General features: G+C 65.6%; 25 protein-coding genes. 11 read left to right on the plus strand and 14 right to left on the minus strand.

Features of this window, described 5'->3' with window-relative positions; genetic code table 11:
* Position 1 precedes the first annotated feature (1 nt).
* The 7 genes from PJ259_RS19065 to PJ259_RS19095 form a co-directional block, all read right to left on the minus strand.
* Complete coding sequence (locus tag PJ259_RS19065; RefSeq protein ID WP_271653823.1) at positions 2 to 1,405, minus strand: DUF3426 domain-containing protein; 1,404 nt, start codon at positions 1,403 to 1,405, stop codon at positions 2 to 4.
* A 110-nt stretch (positions 1,406 to 1,515) separates the two neighbouring features.
* A complete protein-coding gene (gene prmA / locus PJ259_RS19070; protein WP_271653824.1) occupies positions 1,516 to 2,391 on the minus strand; it encodes a 50S ribosomal protein L11 methyltransferase in 876 nt (291 codons plus the stop codon).
* A gap of 94 nt (positions 2,392 to 2,485) precedes the next feature.
* The gene (gene accC / locus PJ259_RS19075) at positions 2,486 to 3,832 is read right to left on the minus strand and encodes an acetyl-CoA carboxylase biotin carboxylase subunit (protein WP_059313474.1); all 1,347 of its coding nucleotides are present in this window, start codon (positions 3,830 to 3,832) and stop codon (positions 2,486 to 2,488) included.
* Between the two features lie 16 nt (positions 3,833 to 3,848).
* Positions 3,849 to 4,313, minus strand: coding sequence for an acetyl-CoA carboxylase biotin carboxyl carrier protein (accB, locus tag PJ259_RS19080; RefSeq protein WP_187980397.1), 465 nt, complete (start codon positions 4,311 to 4,313; stop codon positions 3,849 to 3,851).
* A gap of 53 nt (positions 4,314 to 4,366) precedes the next feature.
* Positions 4,367 to 4,813 carry a type II 3-dehydroquinate dehydratase gene (gene aroQ / locus PJ259_RS19085; RefSeq protein ID WP_059313476.1) on the minus strand — a complete coding sequence of 149 codons (447 nt, stop codon included), beginning with the start codon at positions 4,811 to 4,813 and terminating at the stop codon, positions 4,367 to 4,369.
* Positions 4,814 to 4,929: 116 nt separating this feature from the next.
* Entirely contained in the window at positions 4,930 to 6,693 is a 1,764-nt protein-coding gene (dsbD, locus tag PJ259_RS19090) for a protein-disulfide reductase DsbD (RefSeq protein WP_271653825.1), read from the minus strand.
* A gap of 56 nt (positions 6,694 to 6,749) precedes the next feature.
* A complete protein-coding gene (locus tag PJ259_RS19095; RefSeq protein ID WP_271653826.1) occupies positions 6,750 to 8,369 on the minus strand; it encodes a response regulator in 1,620 nt (539 codons plus the stop codon).
* A gap of 268 nt (positions 8,370 to 8,637) precedes the next feature.
* Here PJ259_RS19095 and PJ259_RS19100 point away from each other — a divergent pair, with 268 nt between their 5' ends.
* From PJ259_RS19100 to PJ259_RS19130, 7 genes are all read left to right on the plus strand, one after another.
* Positions 8,638 to 9,654, plus strand: a complete 1,017-nt coding sequence (locus PJ259_RS19100; protein WP_059313478.1) for a DUF2333 family protein — start codon at positions 8,638 to 8,640, stop codon at positions 9,652 to 9,654.
* A complete protein-coding gene (locus PJ259_RS19105) occupies positions 9,654 to 10,205 on the plus strand; it encodes an NUDIX hydrolase (protein WP_271653827.1) in 552 nt (183 codons plus the stop codon). Before PJ259_RS19100 ends, PJ259_RS19105 begins: the two co-directional genes overlap by 1 nt.
* 144 nt (positions 10,206 to 10,349) lie before the next feature.
* On the plus strand, positions 10,350 to 10,694 hold the full coding sequence (locus tag PJ259_RS19110) for a translation initiation factor Sui1 (RefSeq protein ID WP_059313480.1): 345 nt from the start codon (positions 10,350 to 10,352) through the stop codon (positions 10,692 to 10,694).
* Between the two features lie 86 nt (positions 10,695 to 10,780).
* The gene (speA, locus tag PJ259_RS19115) at positions 10,781 to 12,694 is read left to right on the plus strand and encodes an arginine decarboxylase (protein WP_059313481.1); all 1,914 of its coding nucleotides are present in this window, start codon (positions 10,781 to 10,783) and stop codon (positions 12,692 to 12,694) included.
* Between the two features lie 63 nt (positions 12,695 to 12,757).
* A complete protein-coding gene (locus PJ259_RS19120; protein ID WP_059313482.1) occupies positions 12,758 to 13,012 on the plus strand; it encodes a hypothetical protein in 255 nt (84 codons plus the stop codon).
* Positions 13,009 to 13,572, plus strand: coding sequence for a lipocalin family protein (locus PJ259_RS19125; protein ID WP_271653828.1), 564 nt, complete (start codon positions 13,009 to 13,011; stop codon positions 13,570 to 13,572). Before PJ259_RS19120 ends, PJ259_RS19125 begins: the two co-directional genes overlap by 4 nt.
* A 17-nt stretch (positions 13,573 to 13,589) precedes the next feature.
* Positions 13,590 to 14,084 (plus strand): YbhB/YbcL family Raf kinase inhibitor-like protein, encoded by a 495-nt coding sequence (locus tag PJ259_RS19130; RefSeq protein WP_271653829.1) that lies wholly within the window; start codon positions 13,590 to 13,592, stop codon positions 14,082 to 14,084.
* Positions 14,085 to 14,101: 17 nt separating this feature from the next.
* Here PJ259_RS19130 and PJ259_RS19135 read toward each other — a convergent pair whose 3' ends face one another.
* Positions 14,102 to 14,905, minus strand: a complete 804-nt coding sequence (locus PJ259_RS19135; RefSeq protein ID WP_271653830.1) for a hypothetical protein — start codon at positions 14,903 to 14,905, stop codon at positions 14,102 to 14,104.
* A gap of 133 nt (positions 14,906 to 15,038) precedes the next feature.
* Between PJ259_RS19135 and pip the strand changes: the two genes are divergently transcribed.
* The 4 genes from pip to mdoH all read left to right on the plus strand — a co-directional run bounded on the left by pip (position 15,039) and on the right by mdoH (position 20,762).
* Entirely contained in the window at positions 15,039 to 16,004 is a 966-nt protein-coding gene (pip, locus tag PJ259_RS19140) for a prolyl aminopeptidase (RefSeq protein WP_271653831.1), read from the plus strand.
* Complete coding sequence (dtd, locus tag PJ259_RS19145; protein WP_271653832.1) at positions 16,001 to 16,438, plus strand: D-aminoacyl-tRNA deacylase; 438 nt, start codon at positions 16,001 to 16,003, stop codon at positions 16,436 to 16,438. Before pip ends, dtd begins: the two co-directional genes overlap by 4 nt.
* A gap of 228 nt (positions 16,439 to 16,666) precedes the next feature.
* Positions 16,667 to 18,172, plus strand: coding sequence for a glucan biosynthesis protein G (locus PJ259_RS19150; RefSeq protein WP_313647509.1), 1,506 nt, complete (start codon positions 16,667 to 16,669; stop codon positions 18,170 to 18,172).
* Positions 18,165 to 20,762 carry a glucans biosynthesis glucosyltransferase MdoH gene (gene mdoH, locus PJ259_RS19155; RefSeq protein WP_271653833.1) on the plus strand — a complete coding sequence of 866 codons (2,598 nt, stop codon included), beginning with the start codon at positions 18,165 to 18,167 and terminating at the stop codon, positions 20,760 to 20,762. The genes PJ259_RS19150 and mdoH overlap by 8 nt, the downstream gene beginning before the upstream one ends.
* Positions 20,763 to 20,832: 70 nt before the next feature.
* On the opposite strand, the gene PJ259_RS19160 is transcribed toward mdoH, so the two are convergent.
* The 6 genes from PJ259_RS19160 to hisI are packed head-to-tail and all read right to left on the minus strand — an operon-like array spanning position 20,833 to position 23,717.
* The gene (locus PJ259_RS19160; protein WP_271653834.1) at positions 20,833 to 21,543 is read right to left on the minus strand and encodes a 16S rRNA (uracil(1498)-N(3))-methyltransferase; all 711 of its coding nucleotides are present in this window, start codon (positions 21,541 to 21,543) and stop codon (positions 20,833 to 20,835) included.
* Positions 21,540 to 22,337: a twin-arginine translocase subunit TatC gene (gene tatC, locus PJ259_RS19165; protein WP_271653835.1), complete on the minus strand. Its 798-nt coding sequence runs from the start codon at positions 22,335 to 22,337 to the stop codon at positions 21,540 to 21,542. The genes PJ259_RS19160 and tatC overlap by 4 nt, the downstream gene beginning before the upstream one ends.
* On the minus strand, positions 22,334 to 22,690 hold the full coding sequence (gene tatB / locus PJ259_RS19170) for a Sec-independent protein translocase protein TatB (RefSeq protein WP_271653836.1): 357 nt from the start codon (positions 22,688 to 22,690) through the stop codon (positions 22,334 to 22,336). Before tatB ends, tatC begins: the two co-directional genes overlap by 4 nt.
* A gap of 9 nt (positions 22,691 to 22,699) precedes the next feature.
* Positions 22,700 to 22,963: a twin-arginine translocase TatA/TatE family subunit gene (locus PJ259_RS19175; RefSeq protein WP_059313492.1), complete on the minus strand. Its 264-nt coding sequence runs from the start codon at positions 22,961 to 22,963 to the stop codon at positions 22,700 to 22,702.
* 27 nt (positions 22,964 to 22,990) lie between these two features.
* The gene (locus PJ259_RS19180; RefSeq protein ID WP_007161606.1) at positions 22,991 to 23,323 is read right to left on the minus strand and encodes a phosphoribosyl-ATP diphosphatase; all 333 of its coding nucleotides are present in this window, start codon (positions 23,321 to 23,323) and stop codon (positions 22,991 to 22,993) included.
* Positions 23,316 to 23,717, minus strand: a complete 402-nt coding sequence (hisI, locus tag PJ259_RS19185) for a phosphoribosyl-AMP cyclohydrolase (RefSeq protein WP_271653837.1) — start codon at positions 23,715 to 23,717, stop codon at positions 23,316 to 23,318. Before hisI ends, PJ259_RS19180 begins: the two co-directional genes overlap by 8 nt.
* Positions 23,718 to 23,848: the final 131 nt, after the last annotated feature.

The following is a 23,848-nucleotide window of genomic DNA, read 5'->3' on the forward strand; positions in this document are numbered from 1 at the left end:
CCTACTCTGGCGAGAAGAAGCTCAGACTATAGTTCACCGCCCGCGGACCAGGGTCGAGAATGTCCAGGGCGATGTGGATCGGCGTCTGCGGCGGCATCTCGTCCTGGCCCTTGAGCTCGCCGTTCAGGTACTCGCCCGGCTTGAAACGGCGGCTCGCGAGCAGCTGGCCGTTGAGGTCGGCGAAGCGCAATTCGAGCAGCGGGAACGGCTGGGAGAAGGGCGCGCGGTTGTAGAGGATGGCATCGACGCGCAGGGCGCCGGAAAACTGCGGATGGCTGCGTACCACCAGGTTGCTGCTGCGGATCTGCTGGACATCGACCTTGGACGGCACCTTGCAGCCCAGGCTGGCGCAGGCCTGGACGAACAGCGGTCGATAGCTGTCCTGCCGCGCCAGTTCGTCGAAGTGGTAGTAGACATACTGACCAGCCAGCCCGAGCAGTGCCAGCAGGCAGAGCAGCGCCCACAGCAGGCGCCGGCCCCAGTGGGGGCGCTCCTGGCGACTGTCCAGCTGCAGCGGCTCGTCGTGCAGGTCGACCAGGGGGTCGTCCTGCCACTCCGGCTCGCTGCGAAGAGCGGTCGCCGACTTGGCCGGCAGCGTCTCGTCTTCGGTATCGCGGTCGGCGCTGAGCGGCTCGGGCGTGGGCTCCTGCCAATCGTCCAGGCGGCCCAGGCCGGGCTCGGCCCGCTCGTCCTCGTCAGCCTCGACCGCGCCGAGTGCCGGCTCCTGGCGTTCGCGAGCGGGTGCGGTAAGGGGAGCGGGCGGCGGTGCCGGTGCGGGTTTCAGCGGCGCCGCCAGGGCCGCGGCAGGCCGTGGGCTGATGACGGGCTCAACGGGTTCGGGCTCCGGGGCCAGCTCTGGTTCTGGTTCTGGCTCGAAGGTCGATGCGGGCACCGACTCGGGTTCCGCGTCGAGCGAGAGATCGGATTCGGCCTGCAGCCTCAAGGGTTCCGGCTCCGGGTCGCGTGCGGTGGACAGCGCGCCGATCGACGGCAGTTCGAAGGCGTCCTCGTCTTCCTGGGAGCGACGGGCGGCCAGCCCCTGTGCCGGTGCGGGCTCTTCCCGCGGGGCTATCACGGCCGGTGGTGCTGCCGGCGCGACGGGCGTGCGGCGCTGCTCTTCCAGGGCGCTCAGGCGAGCGACCTCGGCATCCAGCTCCAGGTGGCTCAGGTCCAGTTCGTCGTGCGGCCAGGCGGCTTCGCTCGACGTCGGCGTGGGCTCGGCCATCGGGACGGGTGCCACCGGGGCGGCTTCCGGCGCCGTCAGCGGCGCGGCCTGGTTGCTGGCATTGAACACTTCCAGGCAGACGCCACAGCGTACGTCGCCGTCCGCGGCGGCCAGGTGTTCCTGGGTGACGCGGAAGCGGGTATGGCAATGCGGGCACTGGGCGACGAGGGATTCGGTCATGGCGAGGCGACAGCCAGGGAATTTAAGCGCGCTAGTGTACCCGAAGGCCCTGGCGAAAGAAGGGCCTCTACCGGGCCGCCGGTTGAGCGGACCGCTAGAGGCGCAGGCGGTCAGCGGCGACGAGTGCCGCTGATGCGGACCCAGCCATCTAGGGTGGCGGTAGGTTCCAGGTCGAAGCAGCCGGCGTAGGCGGCACGCACGTCCTCGGCTTGCTCGGCGAGGATGCCGGAGAGGGCCAGGCGGCCACCGATGCGGGTCAGGCGGGTGATCTGCTCGGCCAGGCCGACCAGTGGACCGGCGAGGATGTTGGCCACCACCACGTCGGCCTGCTCGCCTGGCAGGTCGGCGGGGAGATAAAGAGGAAAACGCGTCGGGTCGATGCCATTGCGGTTGGCATTCTCCCGCGAGGCTTCCAGGGCCTGGACATCGATGTCGGTGCCCACCGCGCGCTCGGCGCCCAGCAGCAGGGCGGCAATGGCGAGGATGCCCGAGCCGCAGCCGAAATCCAGCACCTGGCGCCCCTCGACCGGCTCGCCGTCCAGCCATTGCAGGCACAGCGAGGTGGTGGGGTGGGTGCCGGTGCCGAAGGCCAGGCCCGGGTCGAGCAGCAGGTTGACCGCCGCCGGCTCCGGCGCCTCGTGCCAGCTGGGCACGATCCACAGCCGCTGGCCGAAGCGCATGGGCTGGAAGTTGTCCATCCAGCTGCGCTCCCATTCCTGGTCTTCCAGGCGCTCCACCTCGTAGACGAGGCCGTTGGCCAGGAGCTGCACGCGCTGTTCCAGCGCCTTAGCGTCGGTATCGCCTTCGAACAGCGCCAGCAGATGGGTCTGGGACCACAGCGGGGTGGTGCCGAGGTCCGGCTCGAAGATCGGCTGGTCTTCGGCGTCCATGAAGGTCACCGAGACGGCACCCAGTTCGAGCATGAGGTCTTCGTAGGTTTCCGCCTGGGCGGGGGTGAGGGCGAGGCGGACTTGCAGCCAGGACATGGTGGGCTACCTGAATCGGGTCAAAGCGGGGAGGGTAAATGAAAACGGGCTGCCCGAGGGCAGCCCGTTCGCTGAATCAAAGGTCGTCATGCACTCAGTGGCGCATGCCGAGCTTCTTCTCCAGATAGTGGATGTTCACCGCGCCCTGGCCAAAGGCCTGGTCGCGGGTCAGCATCCGGTGCAGATCGGCGTTGGTCTTGATGCCGTCGACGATCAGCTCGTCCAGGGCGTTGCGCATCCGGGCCATGGCCTCTTCGCGCGTCTTGCCCCAGGTGATCAGCTTGGCGATCAGCGAATCGTAGTTCGGCGGAACCTTGTAGCCGCTGTACAGGTGCGAATCCACCCGTACGCCGTTGCCGCCCGGCGCATGGAAATGCTTGACCAGGCCCGGGGAGGGCATGAAGGTCTTGGGGTCTTCGGCGTTGATCCGGCACTCGATGGCGTGGCCGGTGATCTTGATGTCTTCCTGCTTGATCGACAGCGGGTTGCCAGCGGCGATGCTGAGCATCTCCTTGACGATGTCGACACCAGTGATCATCTCGGTCACCGGATGCTCCACCTGTACGCGGGTGTTCATCTCGATGAAGTAGAAGCGACCGTCTTCGTAGAGGAACTCGAAGGTACCCGCGCCACGGTAGCCGATGTCGATGCAGGCCTTGACGCAGCGCGCCAGGACTTCCTCGCGGGCCTTCTCGTCGATCTGGGGCGCAGGCGCCTCCTCGATCACCTTCTGGTGACGACGCTGCAGCGAGCAGTCGCGATCGTAGAGGTGCACGGCGTTGCCCTGGCCGTCGGAGAGGACCTGGACTTCCACGTGACGCGGATTGCCGAGGAACTTCTCCATGTAGACCATGGAGTTGCCAAAGGCGGCGCCGGCTTCGGTCTGGGTCAGCTTGATCGACTTGATCAGCTCGGCCTCGTCCTCGACCACGCGCATGCCGCGACCACCACCGCCACCGGCGGCCTTGATGATCACCGGATAGCCGACTTCGCGGCCGATGCGCAGGCACTCGGCCTCGTCATCCGGCAGGGCGCCGTCGGAACCCGGTACGGTGGGCACGCCGGCCTGCTTCATGGCGTTCTTGGCGGATACCTTGTCGCCCATCAGGCGAATCACGTCGGCGGTGGGACCGACGAAGGCGAAACCGGACTGCTCCACCTGCTCGGCGAAGTCGGCGTTCTCGGCGAGAAAGCCGTAGCCGGGGTGGATGGCGGTGGCACCGGTGACTTCCGCGGCACTGATGATGGCCGGGATGTTCAGGTAGGACAGGGGCGAGGGGGCCGGGCCGATGCACACCGATTCGTCGGCGAGGGACAGATGCATCAGTTCGCGGTCGGCGGTGGAGTGAACCGCCACCGTCTTGATGCCCAGCTCCTTGCAGGCACGCACCACGCGCAGGGCGATTTCCCCGCGGTTGGCGATCAGGACTTTTTCCAGCATCGTGGGCTCCACGGGCTTAGACAATGGTGAACAGCGGCTGGTCGAATTCGACGGGCTGGCCGTTCTCGACCAGCACCTGGCCGATGGTGCCGCTGGCTTCGGCTTCGATGTGGTTCATCATCTTCATGGCTTCGACGATGCACAGGATGTCGCCTTTCTTCACCTGCTGGCCGACTTCGACGAAGGCCGGAGTGGTGGGCGAGGACGCGCGGTAGAAGGTGCCGACCATGGGCGAGCGAGCCACGTTACCGGTCAGTTGCGGAGCGGCGGCTTCGGTAGCCGGCGCAGCAGCGGCCGGAGCGGCAGCCGGAGCCGGCGCGGCGACCGGCGCGGGGGCGGCGGCGTAGACGGTCTGCATGCCCTGGTTGCGGCCGGTGTTGCGGCTGATGCGGACGGACTCTTCGCCTTCGCGGATTTCCAGCTCGTCGATACCGGACTCTTCCAGCAACTCGATCAGTTTCTTGACTTTACGGATGTCCATTGGCGTTGGCTCTCCCCTCGGGTTCAGGTGATGTTCTGGATATTGGGTCGCGCTCAGCCGCGGGCGGCGAGCTGTTCGCAGGCGGCTTCCAGCGCCAGGCGATAGCCACTGGCGCCGAGTCCGCAGATGACACCGACCGCCACATCGGAAAAATAGGAGTGGTGGCGGAAGGCTTCGCGCTTGTGCACGTTCGACAGGTGCACTTCGATGAATGGGATGCTCACCGCAAGCAAGGCGTCACGTAGGGCGACGCTGGTATGGGTGAATGCGGCCGGATTGATCAGGATGAAATCCACCCCTTCGTCGCGTGCGGCATGGATGCGCTCGATCAGCAGGTGCTCGGCGTTGCTTTGCAGGTGGTCCAGGCGATGCCCTGCCGCGCTGGCGCGGGCTTCGAGATCGGCGTTGATCTGCGCCAGGGTGGTAGCCCCATAGACGCCCGGCTCGCGGGTTCCCAGCAGATTCAGGTTGGGCCCGTGCAGTACCAGCAGATGCGCCATAGCCACTTGCCTCGCGATTTCGCAACCAGATTGGCCGCGGACTATGCCGCAACCTGAGGTGACTGTCCAGTCGCTAGACGTTTGCCGGAAATGCCAGCACGTTGGGCGAAATTCTTTTAATCGCTGGCGATAAGCCTTTTCACCTCGCCCAGTCGTGCAAGAAAGCCCGCGGCGTCGATTTCGCCGACGATGCGACCCTTTGCCTGTTCCTGGCCATTGGCAGCATAGAACAGGATCGCGGGTGGGCCGAACAGGCCTCGCTGTTGCAGCCACTGCCGCTGTTCCCGGGTGCTTTGCGTCATATCGAAGCGGATCAGCTCGAAGTCCCTGAGTTGCGCCTGGATCTCGGGGTTGCCGAATACCTCGCGCTCAATGACCTTGCAGCTGATGCACCAGTCGGCGTAGACGTCCACCAGCACTCGGCGGCCTTGGCCGACGCTGGCAGCCAGGGCCGCCGGATCGCTCAGGCTACGCAGGCCATCCTCGCGTGCGACCACCGCCGGCCGGGCGGACTCACCCAGGGGGCGCAGCGGATCGCTGGCACCACGCAAGGCCCCGATACCCGCCGCCACGCCGTATACCACCAGTGCCAGGCCGGCCAGTTGCAGCAGGCGTTGGCGAGGGGGCTTGGGTACGAATTCCAGCGCACCAAGAAACAGCCCGACCCCGGCGGCCAGCAGGCCCCAGGCCGCCAGCGCCAGCGGCCCGGGCAGCAGCCGTTCGAGCAGCCATAGCGCTACGGCCAGCAGGAGCACTCCGAAGGCATTGCGCATACCCACCAGCCAGCCCCCGCTCCGCGGCAACAGGGCCCCGCCGCCGGCAGCGATCAGAATCAGCGGGGTGCCCATGCCCAGGCCCAGGGCGAAGAGGGCCAGTCCGCCGCCGAGCCAGTCGGCGGTGCTGCTAATATAGAGCAGCAGTCCCGCCAGGGGCGCCGAGACGCAGGGCGAGACGATCAGGCTAGAGAGCACGCCGAGGGTAGCCGCGCCGCCGAGGGAGCCGCCCCGGGTACCACTGGCCAGGTGCTCCAGGCGATCGCGCAGGACCGCCGGCAGGCGCAGCTCGAAAAGGCCGAACATGGCCAGGGCGAACAGCAGGAACAACAGGGCGAAGGGGACCAGCACCCAGGCCGACTGCAGTTGCGCCTGCAGGTTGAGGCTGGCGCCGAAGACCCCCATGAGCGCGCCCAGGGCGGCGAAACTCAGCGCCATGGGTATCACATAGGCCAGCGCCAGCAACAGGCCACGACCCGGGCGCGCCTTGCCGGCCAGGACCACGGCCGAGACGATGGGCAGCATCGGCAGTACGCAGGGGGTGAAGGTCAGACCGAGGCCAGCCAGGAAGGCCAGCAGGATTCTTTTCCACCACCCCTGGTCGAGAACGGGGGTCTCACCCGCTGGGCTCGCGGCGGGCGAGGCCACGGGGCCGGTAACCTCGAGGGTGCGGGTTTCCGGTGGATAGCAAAGACCGCGATCGGCGCAGCCCTGGTAGGTGACCCTTATCCGACCGCCTCGGTCGGGCGCCAGGGACAGGGGGATGTCGACGCCCGCGTGATAGACCTGGACGTCGCCGAACCATTCGTCGTGCTTGGGCTCGCCGGGCGGTAGGACCACCGGCGTGGTCAGCAGGCCGGGGTCGGCGTCGAAGGCGAAGCGCTGGCGATAGAGGTAGTAGCCCTCGGCGATGGTGAAGCGCACCACGCTGCGGCCGTCGGCGTCACGCCGCTGCTCCAGGCGAAAGGCCTGATCCACCGGCAGGAATTGCTGGTTGGGGCGCTGGCCGCCGAGGCCCAGGTCCGCCGCCGGTCGTGGCGCGTCGAACAGGCCGGCGGTGGCGGGCAGGGTCAGCAGTAGGGTGAGCAGGAACAGCAGGGCACGCATGGTCATCTCGATGATCGGCAGCGGCCGATCATAGCAGAGGCATCCGGCCCGCCAGACTAGCCCTGGCCGTACTGGCGCACGCAGTTGCGTCCGGCATGCTTGGCGGCGTAGAGGGCTTCGTCCGCCTGCTTGGCCAGCAGCGACATCTCCTGATCGGGCTGCAGCTGCGCCACGCCAGCGCTGAAGGTGCAGCTGAGTTCCTTGGGCGGCGCCGGGTAGTGGATCTCGGCGAAGCGCTGGCGGATCTCGTCGATCAGGCGGGTGGCGGTGGCCAGGTCGGTGTCGGGCAGGACGATGGCGAATTCCTCGCCGCCATAACGGCCGATGTGGTCGGACTTGCGCAGCCGCTGCTTGAGAAACAGCGCCAGACTCTTGATCACCCGATCGCCCATGGGGTGACCATAGTGGTCGTTGACCTGCTTGAAATGGTCGATGTCCAGCATGGCGAAGGTGATCGGCCGCTGGCTGCGTCGGGCACGGAAGCAGGCGTCCTCGAGCAGTTGCAGGGTGTGGGTGTGGTTGTACAGGCCGGTAAGGCTGTCCTGGACGATGCGCGCTTGCAGGCTGCGCGCCCTGGCGGCGCGGGTGCGCACCGTGGCGATCAGGTGGCGCGGCTTGATCGGCTTGGTGAGGAAGTCGTCGCCTCCTTCGCTCATGGCATCCAGCTGCTTGTCGAGGTCGTCCTCGGCCGACAGGTAGATGATGGGCACGCTGACGTAGCGCTCGTGTTGGCGGATGACCTTGGCCAGTTCGGTGCCGGTGCACTCGGGCATGTACATGTCGAGGATGATCAGGTCGGGTACGAATTCGGCCAGGTGCGCCATCACCGCGCCGGGCTGCATCAGGGTGCGGGTGACGATGCCGGCGCTGTTGAGCGCCATCTCCGTGGCCATGGCCTGGGCGCGGGAGTCGTCCACCACCAGGGCGCGGATCGGATCGTAGTAGACGGTGCGGGTGAGGGTCTCGATCTTTTCCAGCAGACGCGCCGAGTCCAGGGTGCCGGTGTAGAACTCCTGGCCGCCGGCGCGCACCGCCGCCAGGCGAAAGGGGGTGTCGGCCTCCTGGTGGCTGTAGAACAGCACCGGCAGCTTGCGCTCGAGACCGTTCTGGGCCTCCAGGGCCAACCGGATGCCGACGCCCGGGCCACCGAAGTCCACGTCCATGACGATGACCGCCGGGTGGCGGCTGTCCATCATCGACCGGAAGTCGTCGGCGTTGTGGATGATCTGGATGGTGACGCCGAAGTATTCCATTTGCGGCGCCAGGCGCTCGGCGCGTTCGGTGTCGAGCAGCGCGATGTAGATCGGCTTGCGCAGCGGTGGCAGGTTGGTGGTTTCGAGCTGATCGCCCTGGCGCAGGCCGGTGCGCGACAGGCTCTGCATGGCCTGGCTGAGTTCGGTGATGGCCTGGCTGTTGAGACGCCCGCGATTGGCGGCGACCTGGGCCAGGGTCCCGCCAATGGTCTCGGCGAGATCGGCATGCCCCTGCTGTTCGAAGCGCTTCGCGTATTGCAGGAGGCGGGCGTTGGCGTCGCTCAGCTCGGCAAGGCTGCCACTCGTCCATTCGTCCCGTTGCAACCGTTGCCAGATCTCCAGCACCTGACGCGACTGATGGATGACCCGCTGGGCGAAGTGCAGCTTGAGGCGGTCCCGGTTCGGATCATCTGGTTCGCTCACGAATTGTTCCGTCATTCTTGAGGTGGTGGCCCTATGCTACCAATTGAAACCTGGCAGGGTAGAGGCGATACCCTGGTTAGCGGCGGCTATGCCGCTTGCACGGACACTGTCTGTCGCTTCTGGAGTAGCGTCTGTCGCCTGTTACCCTAGTCTCGGAAGCGGCTGCGCACGCGCATCGTGTCCGCCTTGCCAGCGAGGGCCGCGCAACCGGCGCCGGCGGCAGGGGTCCAAGCGCCAACACCTTTGAAATCATTGCAAGGAATTGCCCATGCGGGAGTGGAACTTGAGATCGGGATGGCTCCGGCTGGTGGCAGTGCTGGTAGCGCTCTACCTGCTGGTCACCCTGGCGATAGGCTGGTACTGGAGTCGCGAGCCGGACTTCTTCCCGGTTCAGCAGCATGCCCAAGAGGCAGCTGCGGCCAGCGGTCGCAAACTGGTGCTCGGCTACACCACGGTCGAGACGCTCAAGCAGGTCGCTGGAACCCTGCTGGACAAGCCGGGCGGTTATCTCTCCAATGACATCTTCCCGCCCGGCCTGTGGCTGGACGACATGCCGTCCTGGGAATACGGCGTACTGGTGCAGACCCGCGACCTGGCCCGCGCCCTGCGCAAGGACTTCGCCCGCTCCCAGTCGCAGTCCACCGAAGACGTCGACCTGGCTCAGGCCGAGCCGCGCTTCAATTTCGACAACCACAGCTGGGCCATGCCCTCGTCGGAATCGGAATACCGCGCCGGCATCGCCTCCCTGGACCGCTACCTGGCGCGCCTGGGCGGCCAGAACACCCAGGGCCAGCAGGCTGCCTACTTCTATTCGCGCTCGGACAACCTGCGCAACTGGCTGGGTGACGTCGAGACCCGTCTGGGCTCGCTGTCCCAGCGGCTTTCCGCCAGCGTCGGTCGCGTACGCCTTGATGCCGAAGTGCGGCCGAACCAGGACATCCCCGCCGGCCAGGTGCCGGAGGTGCACGAACAGCGCGTCGAGACGCCTTGGCTGCAGATCGACAACGTCTTCTACGAGGCCCGCGGTCAGGCCTGGGCGCTGTCGCATATCCTGCGCGCCATCGAAGTGGACTTCGCCGATACCCTGGCCAAGAAGAACGCCACGGTGAACGTGCGCGAGATCATTCGTGAGCTGGAAGCGGCGCAGCAACCGGTCTGGAGTCCGATGATCCTCAACGGCAGCGGCTTCGGCATCCTGGCCAATCACTCGCTGGTGATCGCCAACTACATCTCCCGCGCCAACGCCGCCATCATCGACCTGCGCCAGCTGCTGGAACAGGGCTGATGACGATAGGGGCGCGCGAGGCGGCGCATCGTGCCGCCTCCGACCAAGAGATGGTGCTCTGGGTCGATCGCGACGATCGGATCCAGGGCCAGTTGCCGCGCGCCGAGTTGCGCGCCCGCGGTTTGATCGGGCGCTGCACCTTCATCCTGCTGTTCAACGCCGCTGGTGAGCTGTGCGTGCACCGGCGGACCCTGAGCAAGGCGCTCTATCCGGGCTACTGGGACGTCGCCGCTGGCGGCATGGTGGCGCCGGACGAGAGTTATGCGGATTCGGCGGCGCGGGAGCTGGCCGAGGAGCTGGGCGTCAGCGGTATAGCGCTGCGCGAGCACGGCACCTTCTACTTTGAAGAGCCGGGCAATCGACTCTGGGGCGGAGTGTTCAGCGCCTGCTGGAAGGGTCCGCTGCGCTTGCAGCCGGAAGAGGTGCTGGAAGCGCGTTTTCTCCTGCCTGCGATGATTCTCGACGAGGCACGGCGCCTGCCGTACTGTCCGGATTCCCTCGAAGCCCTGCGGCTGGTCCTCGGCCAAACGGATGTCGCATCCCTGCCTTAATTTCTCGCATTCGCGCCTTAGCATCCGGGGTCGATACTGCTACATTGCGCGGCCCCGGAATAGCGCGGCCCGTACTGGCTGGCGCTGCATCCAAGGTTTCCTCCAGGCGCCTGGCGCCTGAACCCGAACTGGGAGGACCACCCCTTGAGCAAGAAAGCCTCGTCCCTGTCGGACCTCAGCCGCCTGGTGTATTCCACCGACGTCGGCCGCATCCGTCCGGAAGAACCCCAGGCGCCGGTGCCGGCCGGTGACGGCATCGCCCGGGTCCGGCGTGAAACCAAGGGGCGTGGCGGCAAGACGGTCACCACGGTCAGTGGCGTACCCCTGGGCGAGGAAGAGCTCAAGGACCTGGCCAGTGCGCTCAAGCGCCGCTGTGGGACGGGTGGGGCGCTCAAGGATGGCGTCATCGAGATCCAGGGTGACCATGTCGACCTGCTGCTCGGCGAACTCGAAAAGCGCGGCTTCAAGACCAAGCGCTCCGGCGGCTAGGCCAGGCCTTCCAGCCTCTGCGTACAACTTACCGCCCCTGGCGGCGGTCCATCCAAAGCAAGATTCCCTACAGGAGATTCCCGCGAATGTCCCCACGACGCACGCGCAAAGATGACGGCAGCCAGTGGACCGTGGCGGACAGCCGCAGCGTCTATGGTATTCGCCACTGGGGTGCCGGCTACTTCGCCATCAGCGATGCCGGCAACGTCGAGGTCCGGCCCCACGGCCCGGACGGCCAACCGATCGACCTGCACGTATTGGTCGGCCAGCTACGCGAAGCGGGACTGTCGCTGCCGCTGCTGGTACGTTTCCCCGACATTCTCCAGGGCCAGGTGCGTCACCTGACGGGCGCCTTCGATCGCAACATCGAGCGCCTCGACTACCAGGGCCGCTACACCGCCCTCTATCCGATCAAGGTCAACCAGCAGGAGGCGGTGGTGGAAAACATCATCGCCACCCGCGACGTCTCCATCGGCCTGGAAGCTGGCTCCAAGCCGGAGCTGATGGCGGTGCTGGCGCTGGCGCCCAAGGGCGGCACCATCGTCTGCAACGGCTACAAGGACCGCGAATTCATCCGTCTGGCGCTGATGGGGCAGAAGCTCGGTCATAGCGTCTTCATCGTCATCGAGAAGGAATCCGAGGTCCCGCTGGTGATCGAGGAGGCGGCCGAGCTCAAGGTCACACCCCAGGTCGGCCTGCGGGTGCGACTGTCGTCCCTGGCGTCGAGCAAATGGGCCGATACCGGTGGCGAGAAGTCCAAGTTCGGCCTCTCCGCCGCCCAGCTGCTGTCGGTGATCGAGCGCTTCCGCGCCGCTGGCCTGGAGCAGGGTGTGCGCCTGCTGCACTTCCACATGGGATCGCAGATCGCCAACCTGGCTGACTATCGCCAGGGCTTCCGCGAGGCCATCCGCTATTACGCCGAGCTGCGCGCCCTGGGCCTGCCGCTGGATCACATCGACGTCGGCGGCGGCCTGGGCGTGGACTACGACGGCACCCATTCGCGCAACGCCAGCTCCATCAACTACGACATGGATGACTACGCCGGTACCGTGGTCGGCATGCTCAAGGAATTCTGTGACCAGCAGGAATTGCCGCATCCGAACATCTTCTCGGAAAGCGGCCGTGCCATGACCGCCCACCACGCCATGCTGGTGATGCAGGTCACCGACGTCGAGCGCCACAACGACAGCGTGCCGGCCAGCGAGCGCTTCGAAGGGAAGGCCGAGGTCGTGCAGTGGCTGGCCGAGCTGCTGGGCGATACCGATCCGGAAATGGTGACCGAGACCTACTGGCGTGCTACCCAGTACGTCAGCGAAGCCGCTGCCCAGTACGCCGCGGGCAGCCTCAGCCTGGGCGACAAGGCCCTGGCCGAACAGTGCTACTTCGCCATCTGCCGTCGCCTGTACAACCAGCTCAAGGCGCGTCAGCGTTCCCATCGCCAGGTGCTCGACGAGCTCAACGACAAGCTGGCCGACAAGTACATCTGCAACTTCTCCGTGTTCCAGAGCCTGCCGGACACCTGGGCCATCGACCAGATCCTGCCCATCGTGCCCTTGACCCGGCTCGACGAGGAGCCGGTGCGCCGCGCCGTGCTGCAGGACCTCACCTGTGACTCCGACGGCAAGATCAAGCAGTACGTCGACGAGCAGAGCATCGAGACCAGCCTGCCGGTGCACGAGGTGCGCGAGGGCGAGGACTACTTGCTGGCGGTGTTCCTGGTAGGTGCCTACCAGGAGATCCTCGGCGACATGCACAACCTGTTCGGCGACACCGACTCGGTGAACGTCTACCAGGATGCCGATGGCAGCGTGCGCCACGGTGGTATCGAGACTCACGACACCATCGAGGACATGCTCAGGTACGTGCACCTCTCGCCGGAAGAGCTGATGACCTACTACCGCGACAAGGTCGCCAGTGCCCGCCTCACCGCGCGCGAGCGCACCCAGTTCCTCGACGCCATGCGCCTGGGGTTGACCCGTTCCTCCTATCTCGCCAGCTGAGAAAGCGAACCCTGACGGCCGGGTGGGCTCTATAGCCTTGCCGTCAGGATGGAGGAGGCAGGTATGAAGTGGCGCATGGCGCTGTTGCTGGTGGGCAGCCTGATACTGGCCGGTTGCGGCAAGGTGACCCAGGAAAACTATTCCCGGCTCAAGGCCGGACAGACCAAGGCCGAGGTGGAGCAGATCCTGGGTGCGCCCACGGAATGCGCGGGCGCCCTGGGCGTCACCACCTGTACCTGGGGTGATCGCGGCTCCTTCATCAGCGTGCAGTATCTCAACGATAAGGTGGCGATGTTTGCCGGGCAGGGTCTGCGATGAAAACCTCTACCAAATTTTTGCTGTTGGCGGGTGCCGCCGGACTGCTCGCGGCCTGTGCCAGCGGTCCGCGTGAAGTCCCACCGCTCACCGCCGGCAATGTCGATCTGCAGCGTTATCAGGGACACTGGTACGAACTGGCGCGGCTGCCGATGTTCTTTCAGCGCAAGTGCGCCCAGTCCGAAGCCAATTACCACGTCATGTCCGATGGCTCGGTGGCGGTGTTCAATCGCTGCCGCACCCTGAACGGTAAGGTCCAGGAGGCTACCGGTACCGCCACCCCGATCAAGCCGGGTGTGACCGACCGCCTGGAAGTGCGCTTCGACACCTGGTTCAGTGGCGTCCTGCCCAATGTGGCCAAGGGGCCCTACTGGATCCTCTACGTCGATGACGACTACAAGACCGCCCTGGTCGGCAGTCCGGATCGCAAGTACCTCTGGTTACTGGCCCGCAAGCCCGATATCTCCGCGGCGCAGAGCGAGAAGCTGCTGCGCATCGCCCGCGAGAAGGGCTACAACCTCAATCGTCTGGTCTGGCGCGAGACCGACGCCCACATGCCCTAGCCAGGAGGAGCCCGCTCGTGAAACTCTGGACCGACGCCTTTGCCGACAATGGTTTCATGCCCAAGCGCCACGAGTTCGACGTGGCCGACTTCGGCGCCCACGGCGAGAACATTTCGCCCGCCTTGCAGTGGTCCGATCTACCCGCCGATACCAAGAGCCTCGCGCTGACCGTCTATGATCCCGATGCCCCCACCGGCAGCGGTTTCTGGCACTGGGTCGTGGTCAACATCCCGGTCGGCACCCAGGGGCTGGCGGAAGACGCCGGTCGCGCCGATGGTTCGGGCCTGCCCGCGGGTGCGCTGCAACTGATCAACGACTATGGCACCCGCGGCTTTGGTGGCGCTGCGCCGCCCAAGGGCGACAAGCCGCACCGCTACATCTTCCAGCTGCATGCGCTCAAGGTCGAGCAGCTACCGGTGCCGGCCGAGGCGACCAATGCCGTCGGGCGCTTCATGCTCCACCTCAACCAGTTGGCCTCGGCAACCTATACCGGTCTCTACGAGATCAAATAGGCCAGGCGACGGGCGAGCTACAGCTCGTCCGTCGATGCTGCCAGCCGAACACCGGCAGCGCGCATCTCAGCCAGGAAGGCCTCGCCCTGGGTCTCGAAACCGGGCACCGAATGGCTACAGTCGGTCAGCAGCACAAGGTCCTGACGCCGGTTCGTCGGCCAGAATTCCAGCAGATCGCGCAGGGTACTGGCCACGCAGTGCGACAGGGCTTCGCCCGCCACCAGCAGCGTGCCAGCCGCCTGTAGCCGGGCGATCAGCCTGACGTCCACGGCGGTATCCAGGTCGGTTGGATCCACCACCTCGGCGCGCAGTGCCGAATAGTGCTCGGTGTGCGGATTGCCACCCTTGGCGATGAAGTCCACCTGGCGACCCTGCGCTCGGCCCCAGGCATTGAGCGCCTGGTGGACATCCTCCTGCACCCCATGGCCCCAGCCGCCTATTAGGCAGTGTTCCGGCCAGATCACCAGTCGATAACGGCCCCCCGCTTCCAGCGCCCGCACATAGGCCAGCCCGCGGGCGCGCTCGGCCGGATCCCGGGTCTGCCAGCGACCGCTGGCCACCTCGTCCGCGTCGATCTGGGTAAAGGGCGCCGGCGGTTGCCCGTTGGCATCCTGCCACCCATGCGGATGAGCGATGTGCAGCGGCTGGTGTGAATCCAGGGTCACATGCACCCCGCTGAGCCGGGGTCCAAGACGCTCGATCAGGGCGGCGACGCGTTGCAGTCCGGCCACGGCGCCAGGCACCGGCAGGGCGGCGCCCGGCAGGTCGCAGAAGTCGTTCTGCGGATCGATCAGCAACAACTGCAGCGTGGACTCGGACATGCGGGGGCTCCTTGGGCGACAGGCCGATGATGGTGCGGCCAGGCGCGGATGCGAGGCAAGCCCGAGCAGCGTGGAAACCAGGTAAGGTGCAGGTCTATGATGAAGAAGCCGACCCTGCCCTGCGGAGCGCGACATGCTGAATCTGTACCCGGAAATCAAGCCCTATGCCCGCCACGAGCTGGCCGTCGAAGCGCCCCATGTACTCTACGCCGATGAGAGCGGCTCGCCCGACGGCCTGCCGGTGCTGTTCCTCCATGGCGGGCCTGGTTCCGGCTGCGATCGCCTGAGTCGGCGCTTCTTCGATCCCAACCTCTATCGCATCGTCACCTTCGACCAGCGCGGCTGCGGTCGCTCCACGCCCTATGCCAGCCTGGAAAACAACACCACCTGGCACCTGGTCGAGGACATCGAGCGACTGCGTGAGCACCTGGGCATCGAGCAATGGGTGCTGTTCGGCGGCTCCTGGGGGTCGACCCTGGCCCTGGCCTATGCGCAGCGGCATCCCGAGCGCGTGCGGGCGCTTATCCTGCGCGGCATCTTTCTCGCGCGGCCGGTGGATCTGCAGTGGTTCTACCAGGAAGGCGCGAGCCGGCTGTTCCCCGACTTCTGGCAGGACTATCTGCACCCCATCGCCGAGGAGGAGCGCGGCAACCTCATCCAGGCCTACTATCGACGCCTGACCGGGCCGGACGAACTGGCGCAGATGTCCGCGGCGCGCGCCTGGTCCTGCTGGGAGGGGCGCACCGTGACCCTGAGGCCCAATCCCGACGTGCTGGAAAAATTCAGCGAGCATGCCCTGGCCATCGCCCGCATCGAATGCCACTACTTCGTCAACGACGCCTTCCTCGAGCCCGACCAGTTGCTGCGCGACATGCCGCGTATCGCCCATCTCCCGGCGGTGATCGTTCATGGCCGCTACGACATGGTCTGTCCCCTGGACAATGCCTGGGCCCTGCATCATGCCTGGCCCGGCAGCGAGTTGCAGATCATCCGTGACGCCGGCCATGCGGCGAGCGAGCCTGGCATCTGTGACGCCCTGGTACGGGCGACCGATCAGATCGCCCGCCAGTTGCTCGATCTGCCCCAGGAGGCCGAGTGAAGGCGCTGCTGCAACGGGTCACTCGCGCTAGCGTGGAAGTGGAGGGGGAGACGATAGGCGCCATAGGCCCGGGCCTGCTGGTGTTCGTCGGTATCGAGCCCGAGGATGACGAGGCGGCCTGTGGCCGGATGCTCAAGCGGTTGTTGGAGTATCGGGTGTTCGCCGACAGTGAGCAGCGCATGAATCTGTCCCTGCAGGATGTGGCGGGCGGTCTGTTGCTGGTCTCCCAGTTCACCCTGGCCGCCGACACCCGCAGCGGGCGGCGGCCGAGCTTTTCCACTGCCGCCCCACCCGCCCAGGGCGAGCAGCTGTTTGATCACCTGGTGGCTCTCGCTCGCGATCTGCATCCCGCGGTGCAGACCGGTCGGTTCGGCGCCGACATGCAGGTTTCCCTGGTCAACGATGGACCAGTGACATTTTTATTGTCGATTTAGTGAGGGCGCCCCTTACAGCGCCCTGCCAAGTGTCTATGATTGCGCAGTTCGAGTTTGAACGGTCGTCCAACTGGGGAATCATTGGCCCCTGAGGGAGTCGGACCACTGCTTATCCGTTTCGCGACCACCTGTTGCCAAACGTATTCGTACGCTGATTTAGGAGGCTGCGTGTTATCTCATTCCAAAGTTAAACCGGGCAAACAGGGCTTCGCCCTTGTCGGGCTCTCCATCGCACTGGGCCTGTTCAGTGCCCAGGCCCTGGCCTTCAGCCTGGACGACGTGGCCGCCAAGGCCAAAGAGCTCTCCGGCCAGAAGTTCGTCGCGCCCAAGAGCAACCTGCCCGCATCCTTCAGCGGCATGAAGTATGCCGATTATCAGCAGATCACCTTCAATCAGGACAAGGCCTACTGGAAGGACGCCAAGACGCCCTTCCGCCTCAACTTCTATCACGAGGGCATGCACTACAGCGTGCCGGTGAAGATCAACGAGGTCACCGCCAACAACGTCGAAGAGATCAAATACGATCCCTCGATGTTCAACTTTGGCAACCTGCAGATCGACCAGGCCCAACTCAAGGATCTCGGCTTCGCCGGTTTCAAGGTGCTCTATCCGCTGAACAAGGCGGACAAGCATGACGAGCTGATGACCATGCTCGGTGCCAGCTATTTCCGCGTGATCGGCAAGAACCAGGTCTATGGCCTGTCTGCCCGCGGTCTGGCCATCGACACGGCGTTGCCGTCCGGCGAGGAATTTCCCCGCTTCACCGAATTCTGGGTCGAACAACCCCAGTCGGATCGCCGCAACCTGGTGATCTATGCCCTGCTCGATTCGCCCCGGGCCACCGGTGCCTATCGCTTCGTGCTGACGCCTGGCAAGGACAGCACCGTCGATGTCGAAGCCAAGGTGTTCCTGCGCGACAACGTCAACAAGCTCGGCATCGCTCCGCTGACCAGCATGTACCTGTTCGGCCCCAACCAGCCGAGCGCCCAGGTCAACTACCGGCCCGCTCTGCACGACTCCAATGGCCTGGCCATCCATGCCGGCAATGGCGAGTGGCTGTGGCGCCCGCTGAACAACCCGCGTCGCCTGTCGGTCAGCACCTACACCATCGAGAATCCGCGCGGTTTCGGCTTGCTGCAACGCGGCCACGAGTTCTACAAGTACCAGGATCTGGACGAGCGCTACGACAAGCGCCCGAGCGGCTGGGTCGAGCCCAAGGGCGACTGGGGCAAGGGTCACGTCGAACTGGTGGAAATCCCCACGCCGGACGAGACCAACGACAACATCGTGGCCTTCTGGACGCCGGATACGCTGCCTGAGAAGGGTCAGCCGATCGACGTCAGCTATCGCCTGCACTTCACCACCGACGAACCCAACCTGCACACCAAGGACCTGGCCTGGGTCTCCCAGACCCGCCTGTCCACCGGCGACGTGCGCCAGTCCAACCTGGTTCGTCAGACCGATGGCAGCCTGGCCTACGTCATCGACTTCGAAGGTCCGAACCTCGATGATCTGCCCGAGGATTCGCAGGTCGGCTCCCAGGTCAGCCTGGATGCCAACGGTGAACTGGTCGAGAACTCTGTGCGCTACAACCCGGTTACCAAAGGCTATCGCCTGACCTTGAGACTCAAGGTCAAGGATCAGACCAAGCCGGTGGAAATGCGCGCCAACCTCGCCCAGGGTGACAAACCGCTCAGCGAAACCTGGACTTACCAGCTACCTGCCAATGAATAACACCACCCGCGATACCTCGGTCGCCGCTGCTGGCGACTACCTCGAACACCTGCCGTTGCCCTCCGGGCAGCGGCAGGCGCTGGACCAGACGGCCGACATCGAGTCGCTGCACCGGCAACTGGCCGGTGCCCGCGGCGAGGGCGCCCAGGGCGCCGATGCGGTGATCGCCTCCACCGAAGCGCGCCTCGCCGCCGGTTGGGACGACACCCTGGAAGACGGCGAACTGCTGGGCAGCGATGCTCAGGGCCGGGTTTTCATCAAGGCCACCCCGCCCATGACCCGGTCCATGATGGTGCCCGATCCCTGGCGCACCAACCCCGTGACCCGGAGCTGGAAGCGTCTGCTCGGCCGCAAGGACCACAGCCGCTGGCAGCCCGATCCCGAGGCCGATGCCCACGCGCATTGGCGCAAGGTAGGTTCCTTTCGCCGCTTCATTCTGTTGATCCTGATGCTGGCGCAGACCGGCATCGCGACCTGGTACATGAAGGCGGTGCTGCCCTATCAGGGCTGGGCGCTGGTCGATCTTGGCGAGGTCTATCAACAGGGCTGGGGCGAATCCGTCCGCCAGGTCCTGCCCTATGTGGTGCAGACCAGCATCCTGCTGCTCTTCGCCCTGCTGTTCTGCTGGGTCTCCGCTGGTTTCTGGACCGCCCTGATGGGCTTCTGGCAGCTGCTCAGCGGTCGTGACAAGTACAGCATCTCCGCCAGCTCCACCGGGACCGAGCCGATCGATCCGCAGTCGCGTACCGCCCTGGTGATGCCCATCGCCAACGAGGACGTGCCGCGGGTCTTCGCCGGTCTGCGAGCGACCTACGAGTCGGTCCGTGCCAGTGGCGAGCTGGAGCACTTCGACTTCTTCATCCTCAGCGACAGCAACGATCCGGACAAATGCGTGGCCGAAGAGAAGGCCTGGCTGGAGCTGTGCCGTGAAGTCGGTGGCTTCGGTCATATCTTCTATCGCCGCCGTCGGCGTCGGGTGAAGCGCAAGAGCGGCAACATCGACGACTTCTGCCGTCGCTGGGGCAGCCAGTACAAGTACATGGTAGTGCTCGACGCCGACAGCGTGATGAGCGGCGAATGCCTGTCCAGTCTGGTCCGGCTGATGGAAGCCAATCCCCGTGCCGGCATCATCCAGACCGCGCCCAAGGCGTCCGGCATGGATACCCTGTACGCGCGTCTGCAACAGTTCGCCACCCGGGTGTATGGTCCGCTGTTCACCGCCGGTCTGCACTTCTGGCAGCTGGGTGAATCCCACTACTGGGGCCACAACGCCATCATCCGGGTCAAGCCGTTCATCGATCACTGCGCCCTGGCTCCCTTGCCAGGCACGGGCTCGTTCGCCGGCGCCATCCTGTCCCACGACTTCGTCGAGGCGGCGCTGATGCGGCGTTCCGGCTGGGGCGTGTGGATCGCCTACGACCTGCCGGGCAGCTACGAAGAACTGCCGCCCAACCTGCTGGACGAACTCAAGCGCGACCGCCGCTGGTGCCATGGCAACCTGATGAACTTCCGGCTGTTCCTGGTCAAGGGCATGCACCCGGTGCACCGTGCGGTGTTCCTGACCGGGGTGATGTCCTACCTGTCGGCGCCGCTGTGGTTCCTCTTCCTGGTGCTGTCCACGGCCCTGCTGGCGATCCACAAGCTGCTGGAGCCCCAGTACTTCTTCCAGCCACGGCAGCTGTTCCCGGTCTGGCCCCAGTGGCACCCGGAGCAGGCCATCGCGCTGTTCTCCACCACCCTGATCCTGCTGTTCCTGCCCAAGCTGCTCAGCGTGGTGCTGATCATCGCCAAGGGCGCCAAGGAATTCGGCGGAGGTCTGCGGCTGTTCCTCTCCATGATGCTGGAGATGCTCTTCTCGGTGCTGCTGGCACCGGTGCGGATGCTGTTCCACACGGTGTTCGTGACCGCCGCCTTCCTCGGCTGGTCGGTGCAGTGGAATTCGCCCCAGCGTGACGACAACGACACGCCCTGGAGCGAAGCCTTCCGCCGTCATGGTTCGCAGATGCTGCTCGGCCTGATCTGGACCGCCGGCGTGGCCTGGCTGGACCCGCGCTTCCTCTGGTGGCTGTCGCCCATCGTGGTGTCGCTGATCCTGTCGGCTCCGGTATCGGTGATTTCCAGTCGTACCAACCTGGGTCTGGGCAGTCGCCGGCATCATCTGTTCCTGATCCCGGAAGAATACGCACCGCCGCGCGAGCTGGTGGCGACCGACGAGTACCTGCACCTGAACAACCGCAACGCCCTGACCAAGGGCTTCCTCCGCGCCACTGTCGATCCGGTGCTCAATGCCCTGGCCATCGGCATGGCCCGGGGTCGCCACGGCAAGGTGGTGGAGCCGGCCCGTCGGCTGCGCGAAGAGCGGGTGGCGCGAGTGTTGGCCGCCGGCCCCGAGAAGACCAAGGGCGACGACCAGTGGCGTCTGCTCAGCGATCCGGACGGCATGGCGCAACTGCACCTGCAGGTCTGGAAAGCCGAAGAGCACCGCAACTGGCGGGACGCCTACGCCACCCTGCGGCCGCGCTCCCACAGCGATTCGGCGGCGGATGCCGCGGCCAGTCCTGCCAGCCTGACCCCGCGGCCTGCCTCCTGAGGAGGCGCTCCGCGCATGAAAAAGCCCCGGTGTCGCAAGACGCCGGGGCTTTTTCTTGTCCGTGATCGAGCTAGAACAGGCGGGCGAGCAGGGCGGGTACGGCGTTCTCGACGCGCAGGATGCGCTCACCGAGCTGTACGGGCGCCAGGCCGGCCGCCTGCAACTTCTCCACCTCGTAGGGTATCCAGCCACCCTCAGGGCCGATCGCCAGCGTCACGGGCTCGTCGAGGGCACGAGGGCAGGCGGGATAGCTGCCCGGATGGCCGACCAGGCCGCGGGTGCCGGCTGCCAGTGCGGGCAGGCGATCCTCGACGAAGGGCTTGAATCTCTTTTCGATCAGTACCTCCGGCAGCACCGTGTCCCGCGCCTGCTCCAGCCCGAGGCGCAATTGCTCCTCGATGGCCCGGGGTTCCAGGAACGGGGTCTGCCAGAAGCTCTTTTCCACCCGATAGCTGTTGAGCAGCACCAGGCGCGCGACGCCCATGGCGGATACGGTCTGCAGCACCCGGCGCAGCATCTTGGGGCGGGGCAGGGCGAGCAGCAGGGTGAGCGGCAGCTTGGCCGGTGGTGATTGGTCGAGGGTGACGTTGAGACAGGCCTGGCCGGCATCGAGGGACTCGATCTGGCCGGACCCCATCAGGCCATTCAGCAGGCCGACGCGCATTTGATCGCCCGCGGCCGCCTGGTGGACCTCGCGCAGATGGGCGAGACGGCGCGGATCGCGCAGCACGACCCGGTCAGCGGCCGTGAAGTCGGCCGCTTCGAGCAGGATCAGATTCACGGGCGTTCGGCGGGCGGCTGGGCTTCGGGACTGGCGTCGTCATCATTGACCGGGCGCTCGCGCTTCTGCACGAAGCGGCCGAACAGCAGGCCGATCTCGAACAGCAGCCACATGGGCACGGCCAGCATGGTCTGGGAGAAGACATCCGGTGGCGTCAGGATCATGCCGACCACGAAGCAGCCGATGATGACGTAGGGGCGGATCTTCTTCAGGTAGGTCACGTCGACCACGCCGATCCAGATCAGCAGCACGGTGGCCACGGGAATCTCGAAGGCGACGCCAAAGGCGAAGAACAGCGTCAGGATGAAATCCAGATAGGCGTTCAGGTCCGGCATCATCATGGCGCCTTCCGGCGTGATGCTGCTGAAGAAGTGGAAGATGATCGGGAACACCAGGAAGTAGGCGAAGGCCATGCCGGCGTAGAACAGCACGATGCTGGAGATCAGCAGCGGGATGGCGACTTTCTTTTCATGGCGATACAACCCGGGTGCCACAAACCCCCAGACCTGATGCAGGATCACCGGCATGGCGATGAACAGCGACACCACCAGGGTCAGCTTGAAGGGCGCGAGAAAGGGCGAGGTGACGTCCGTGGAGATCATGGTCGCGCCTTCGGGCAGCACGCGGCGGATCGGCTCGGAAGCGAAGGCGTAGATCTTCTGGGCGAAGTAGAACAGCCCGAGAAAGATCAGAAAGGTCGCCAGTACGCATCTCAGGATGCGCGTACGCAGTTCGGTCAGGTGCGAGACCAGGGGCATTTCCTGGTCATCATGTTCGGAAGGCTTGTCGCTCATGGTGCTCTTGGCGGCGTCTGGGGCGGATCCTGCGGGCGTTCGGCAACCACGTCCTGAGGCATGGGCGGGGCAGCGGCGATAGGCGGCATCTGGGCTTCCGGGACGGAAGCGGCAGGTTTGGGCCGGTTGTCGCGCTGTTCCATGGACAGGATATGCTCGTTGCGCAGCTGCTGGCGAATTTCGTCAGCGCCGATCTCGCGCTCCACTTCCTGGCGGATGCTGTTGAAGCTGCGCCGCAGCCGACCGATCCACAAGCCTGCGGTGCGCGCCGCGCCTGGCAGGCGCTCCGGACCCAATACCAGCAGGGCGACGAACCCTACCAGCATCATTTCGGGAAAGCTGATTCCGAACATGAGAGGGCCTTAGTCCTTGCGCACCACCGGCTCTTCGACCTTGCGGTGCTCGGCGTCGAAGGTCTGGGGACGGCTCAGGGGGGCGTTCGGATTGGCCGTGCCGGTGGTCGACGGCTGCTCGGCCTTGTCGTCCTCGTCGGTATGCATGGCCTTGCGGAAGCCCTTGATGGCCTCGCCCACATCGGAGCCGAGGTGCTTCAGGCGTTTGGTGCCAAAGACGATCACCACGACGAGCAGGATGACGATCCAGTGTTTCCAGTCGAAGATACCCATGGTTTTTCCTCGTTGCGAAGCTTGGGGTCAGGATTGAGTGCGGGCGGCCTTTTCGGCATGCCCGGAGAGGCCGAAGCGGCGGTCCAGTTCGTCCAGCACGGCCTGGGGATGCTGGCCGAGGGCCGAAAGCATGATCAGGCTGTGGAACCAGAGGTCGGCGGTCTCGTAGATGACGTCGTCGTACTGCTGGCTGATGGCGGCGTCCTTGGCGGCGAGAATGGTCTCGACGCTTTCTTCGCCCACCTTTTCCAGGATCTTGTTCAGGCCCTTGTGGTAGAGACTGGCCACATAGGAGGAGTCCGGGGCGGCCTGCTTGCGTTCTTCCAGCACCTGCGCCAGGCGCGCGAGGGTGTCAGTCATGGCCGTGGCCTCCGGCATAGATGGCACTGGGATCCTTGCGGACTGGGTCGACAGTCTCCCACTGGTCATCGCGCAGTACCCGATAGAAGCAGCTTTCCCGGCCGGTGTGGCAGGCGATGCCGCCCAGTTGCTCCACCTGCAGCACTACCACGTCGGCGTCGCAATCCAGACGCAGTTCCAGGACCCGCTGCACGTGGCCGGATTCCTCGCCCTTGCGCCATAGGCGGTTGCGCGAGCGCGACCAGTAGACCGCGCGGCCTTCGGCGGCGGTCAGGGCCAGGGATTCGCGGTTCATCCAGGCCATCATCAGGATACGCCCCGTGGCGGGGTCCTGGGCAATGGCCGGTACCAGGCCGTCGCTGTTCCAGTGGATCTCGTCTAACCAGTCGCTCATCGGTCTGTTCAGTACTTCGAATTTAGGGTACCAGCCTCGCACAAGACGCAACGTGAATACAGCGGCAGGGCACCAGTGGCTGAGGGCGTGTATTTCGCCCGATAAAAGTGACAGGACGGTTACAGCTTAAG

The sequence above is a fragment of the Pseudomonas sp. JBR1 genome (assembly GCF_028198185.1).
GTDB lineage: Bacteria > Pseudomonadota > Gammaproteobacteria > Pseudomonadales > Pseudomonadaceae > Chryseomonas > Chryseomonas oryzihabitans_E.

Excerpts from the sequence above, each read along its gene's own strand:
- PJ259_RS19065 (WP_271653823.1), bottom strand. The coding sequence starts at position 1,405 with ATGACCGAATCCCTCGTCGCCCAGTGCCCGCATTGCCATACCCGCTTC.
- prmA (WP_271653824.1), bottom strand. The coding sequence starts at position 2,391 with ATGTCCTGGCTGCAAGTCCGCCTCGCCCTCACCCCCGCCCAGGCGGAA.
- accC (WP_059313474.1), bottom strand. The coding sequence starts at position 3,832 with ATGCTGGAAAAAGTCCTGATCGCCAACCGCGGGGAAATCGCCCTGCGC.
- accB (WP_187980397.1), bottom strand. The coding sequence starts at position 4,313 with ATGGACATCCGTAAAGTCAAGAAACTGATCGAGTTGCTGGAAGAGTCC.
- aroQ (WP_059313476.1), bottom strand. The coding sequence starts at position 4,813 with ATGGCGCATCTGCTGGTACTGCACGGGCCCAACCTGAATCTGCTGGGA.
- dsbD (WP_271653825.1), bottom strand. The coding sequence starts at position 6,693 with ATGCGTGCCCTGCTGTTCCTGCTCACCCTACTGCTGACCCTGCCCGCC.
- PJ259_RS19100 (WP_059313478.1), top strand. The coding sequence starts at position 8,638 with ATGCGGGAGTGGAACTTGAGATCGGGATGGCTCCGGCTGGTGGCAGTG.
- PJ259_RS19105 (WP_271653827.1), top strand. The coding sequence starts at position 9,654 with ATGACGATAGGGGCGCGCGAGGCGGCGCATCGTGCCGCCTCCGACCAA.
- speA (WP_059313481.1), top strand. The coding sequence starts at position 10,781 with ATGTCCCCACGACGCACGCGCAAAGATGACGGCAGCCAGTGGACCGTG.
- PJ259_RS19120 (WP_059313482.1), top strand. The coding sequence starts at position 12,758 with ATGAAGTGGCGCATGGCGCTGTTGCTGGTGGGCAGCCTGATACTGGCC.
- PJ259_RS19125 (WP_271653828.1), top strand. The coding sequence starts at position 13,009 with ATGAAAACCTCTACCAAATTTTTGCTGTTGGCGGGTGCCGCCGGACTG.
- PJ259_RS19135 (WP_271653830.1), bottom strand. The coding sequence starts at position 14,905 with ATGTCCGAGTCCACGCTGCAGTTGTTGCTGATCGATCCGCAGAACGAC.
- pip (WP_271653831.1), top strand. The coding sequence starts at position 15,039 with ATGCTGAATCTGTACCCGGAAATCAAGCCCTATGCCCGCCACGAGCTG.
- mdoH (WP_271653833.1), top strand. The coding sequence starts at position 18,165 with ATGAATAACACCACCCGCGATACCTCGGTCGCCGCTGCTGGCGACTAC.
- tatC (WP_271653835.1), bottom strand. The coding sequence starts at position 22,337 with ATGAGCGACAAGCCTTCCGAACATGATGACCAGGAAATGCCCCTGGTC.
- tatB (WP_271653836.1), bottom strand. The coding sequence starts at position 22,690 with ATGTTCGGAATCAGCTTTCCCGAAATGATGCTGGTAGGGTTCGTCGCC.
- PJ259_RS19175 (WP_059313492.1), bottom strand. The coding sequence starts at position 22,963 with ATGGGTATCTTCGACTGGAAACACTGGATCGTCATCCTGCTCGTCGTG.
- PJ259_RS19180 (WP_007161606.1), bottom strand. The coding sequence starts at position 23,323 with ATGACTGACACCCTCGCGCGCCTGGCGCAGGTGCTGGAAGAACGCAAG.
- hisI (WP_271653837.1), bottom strand. The coding sequence starts at position 23,717 with ATGAGCGACTGGTTAGACGAGATCCACTGGAACAGCGACGGCCTGGTA.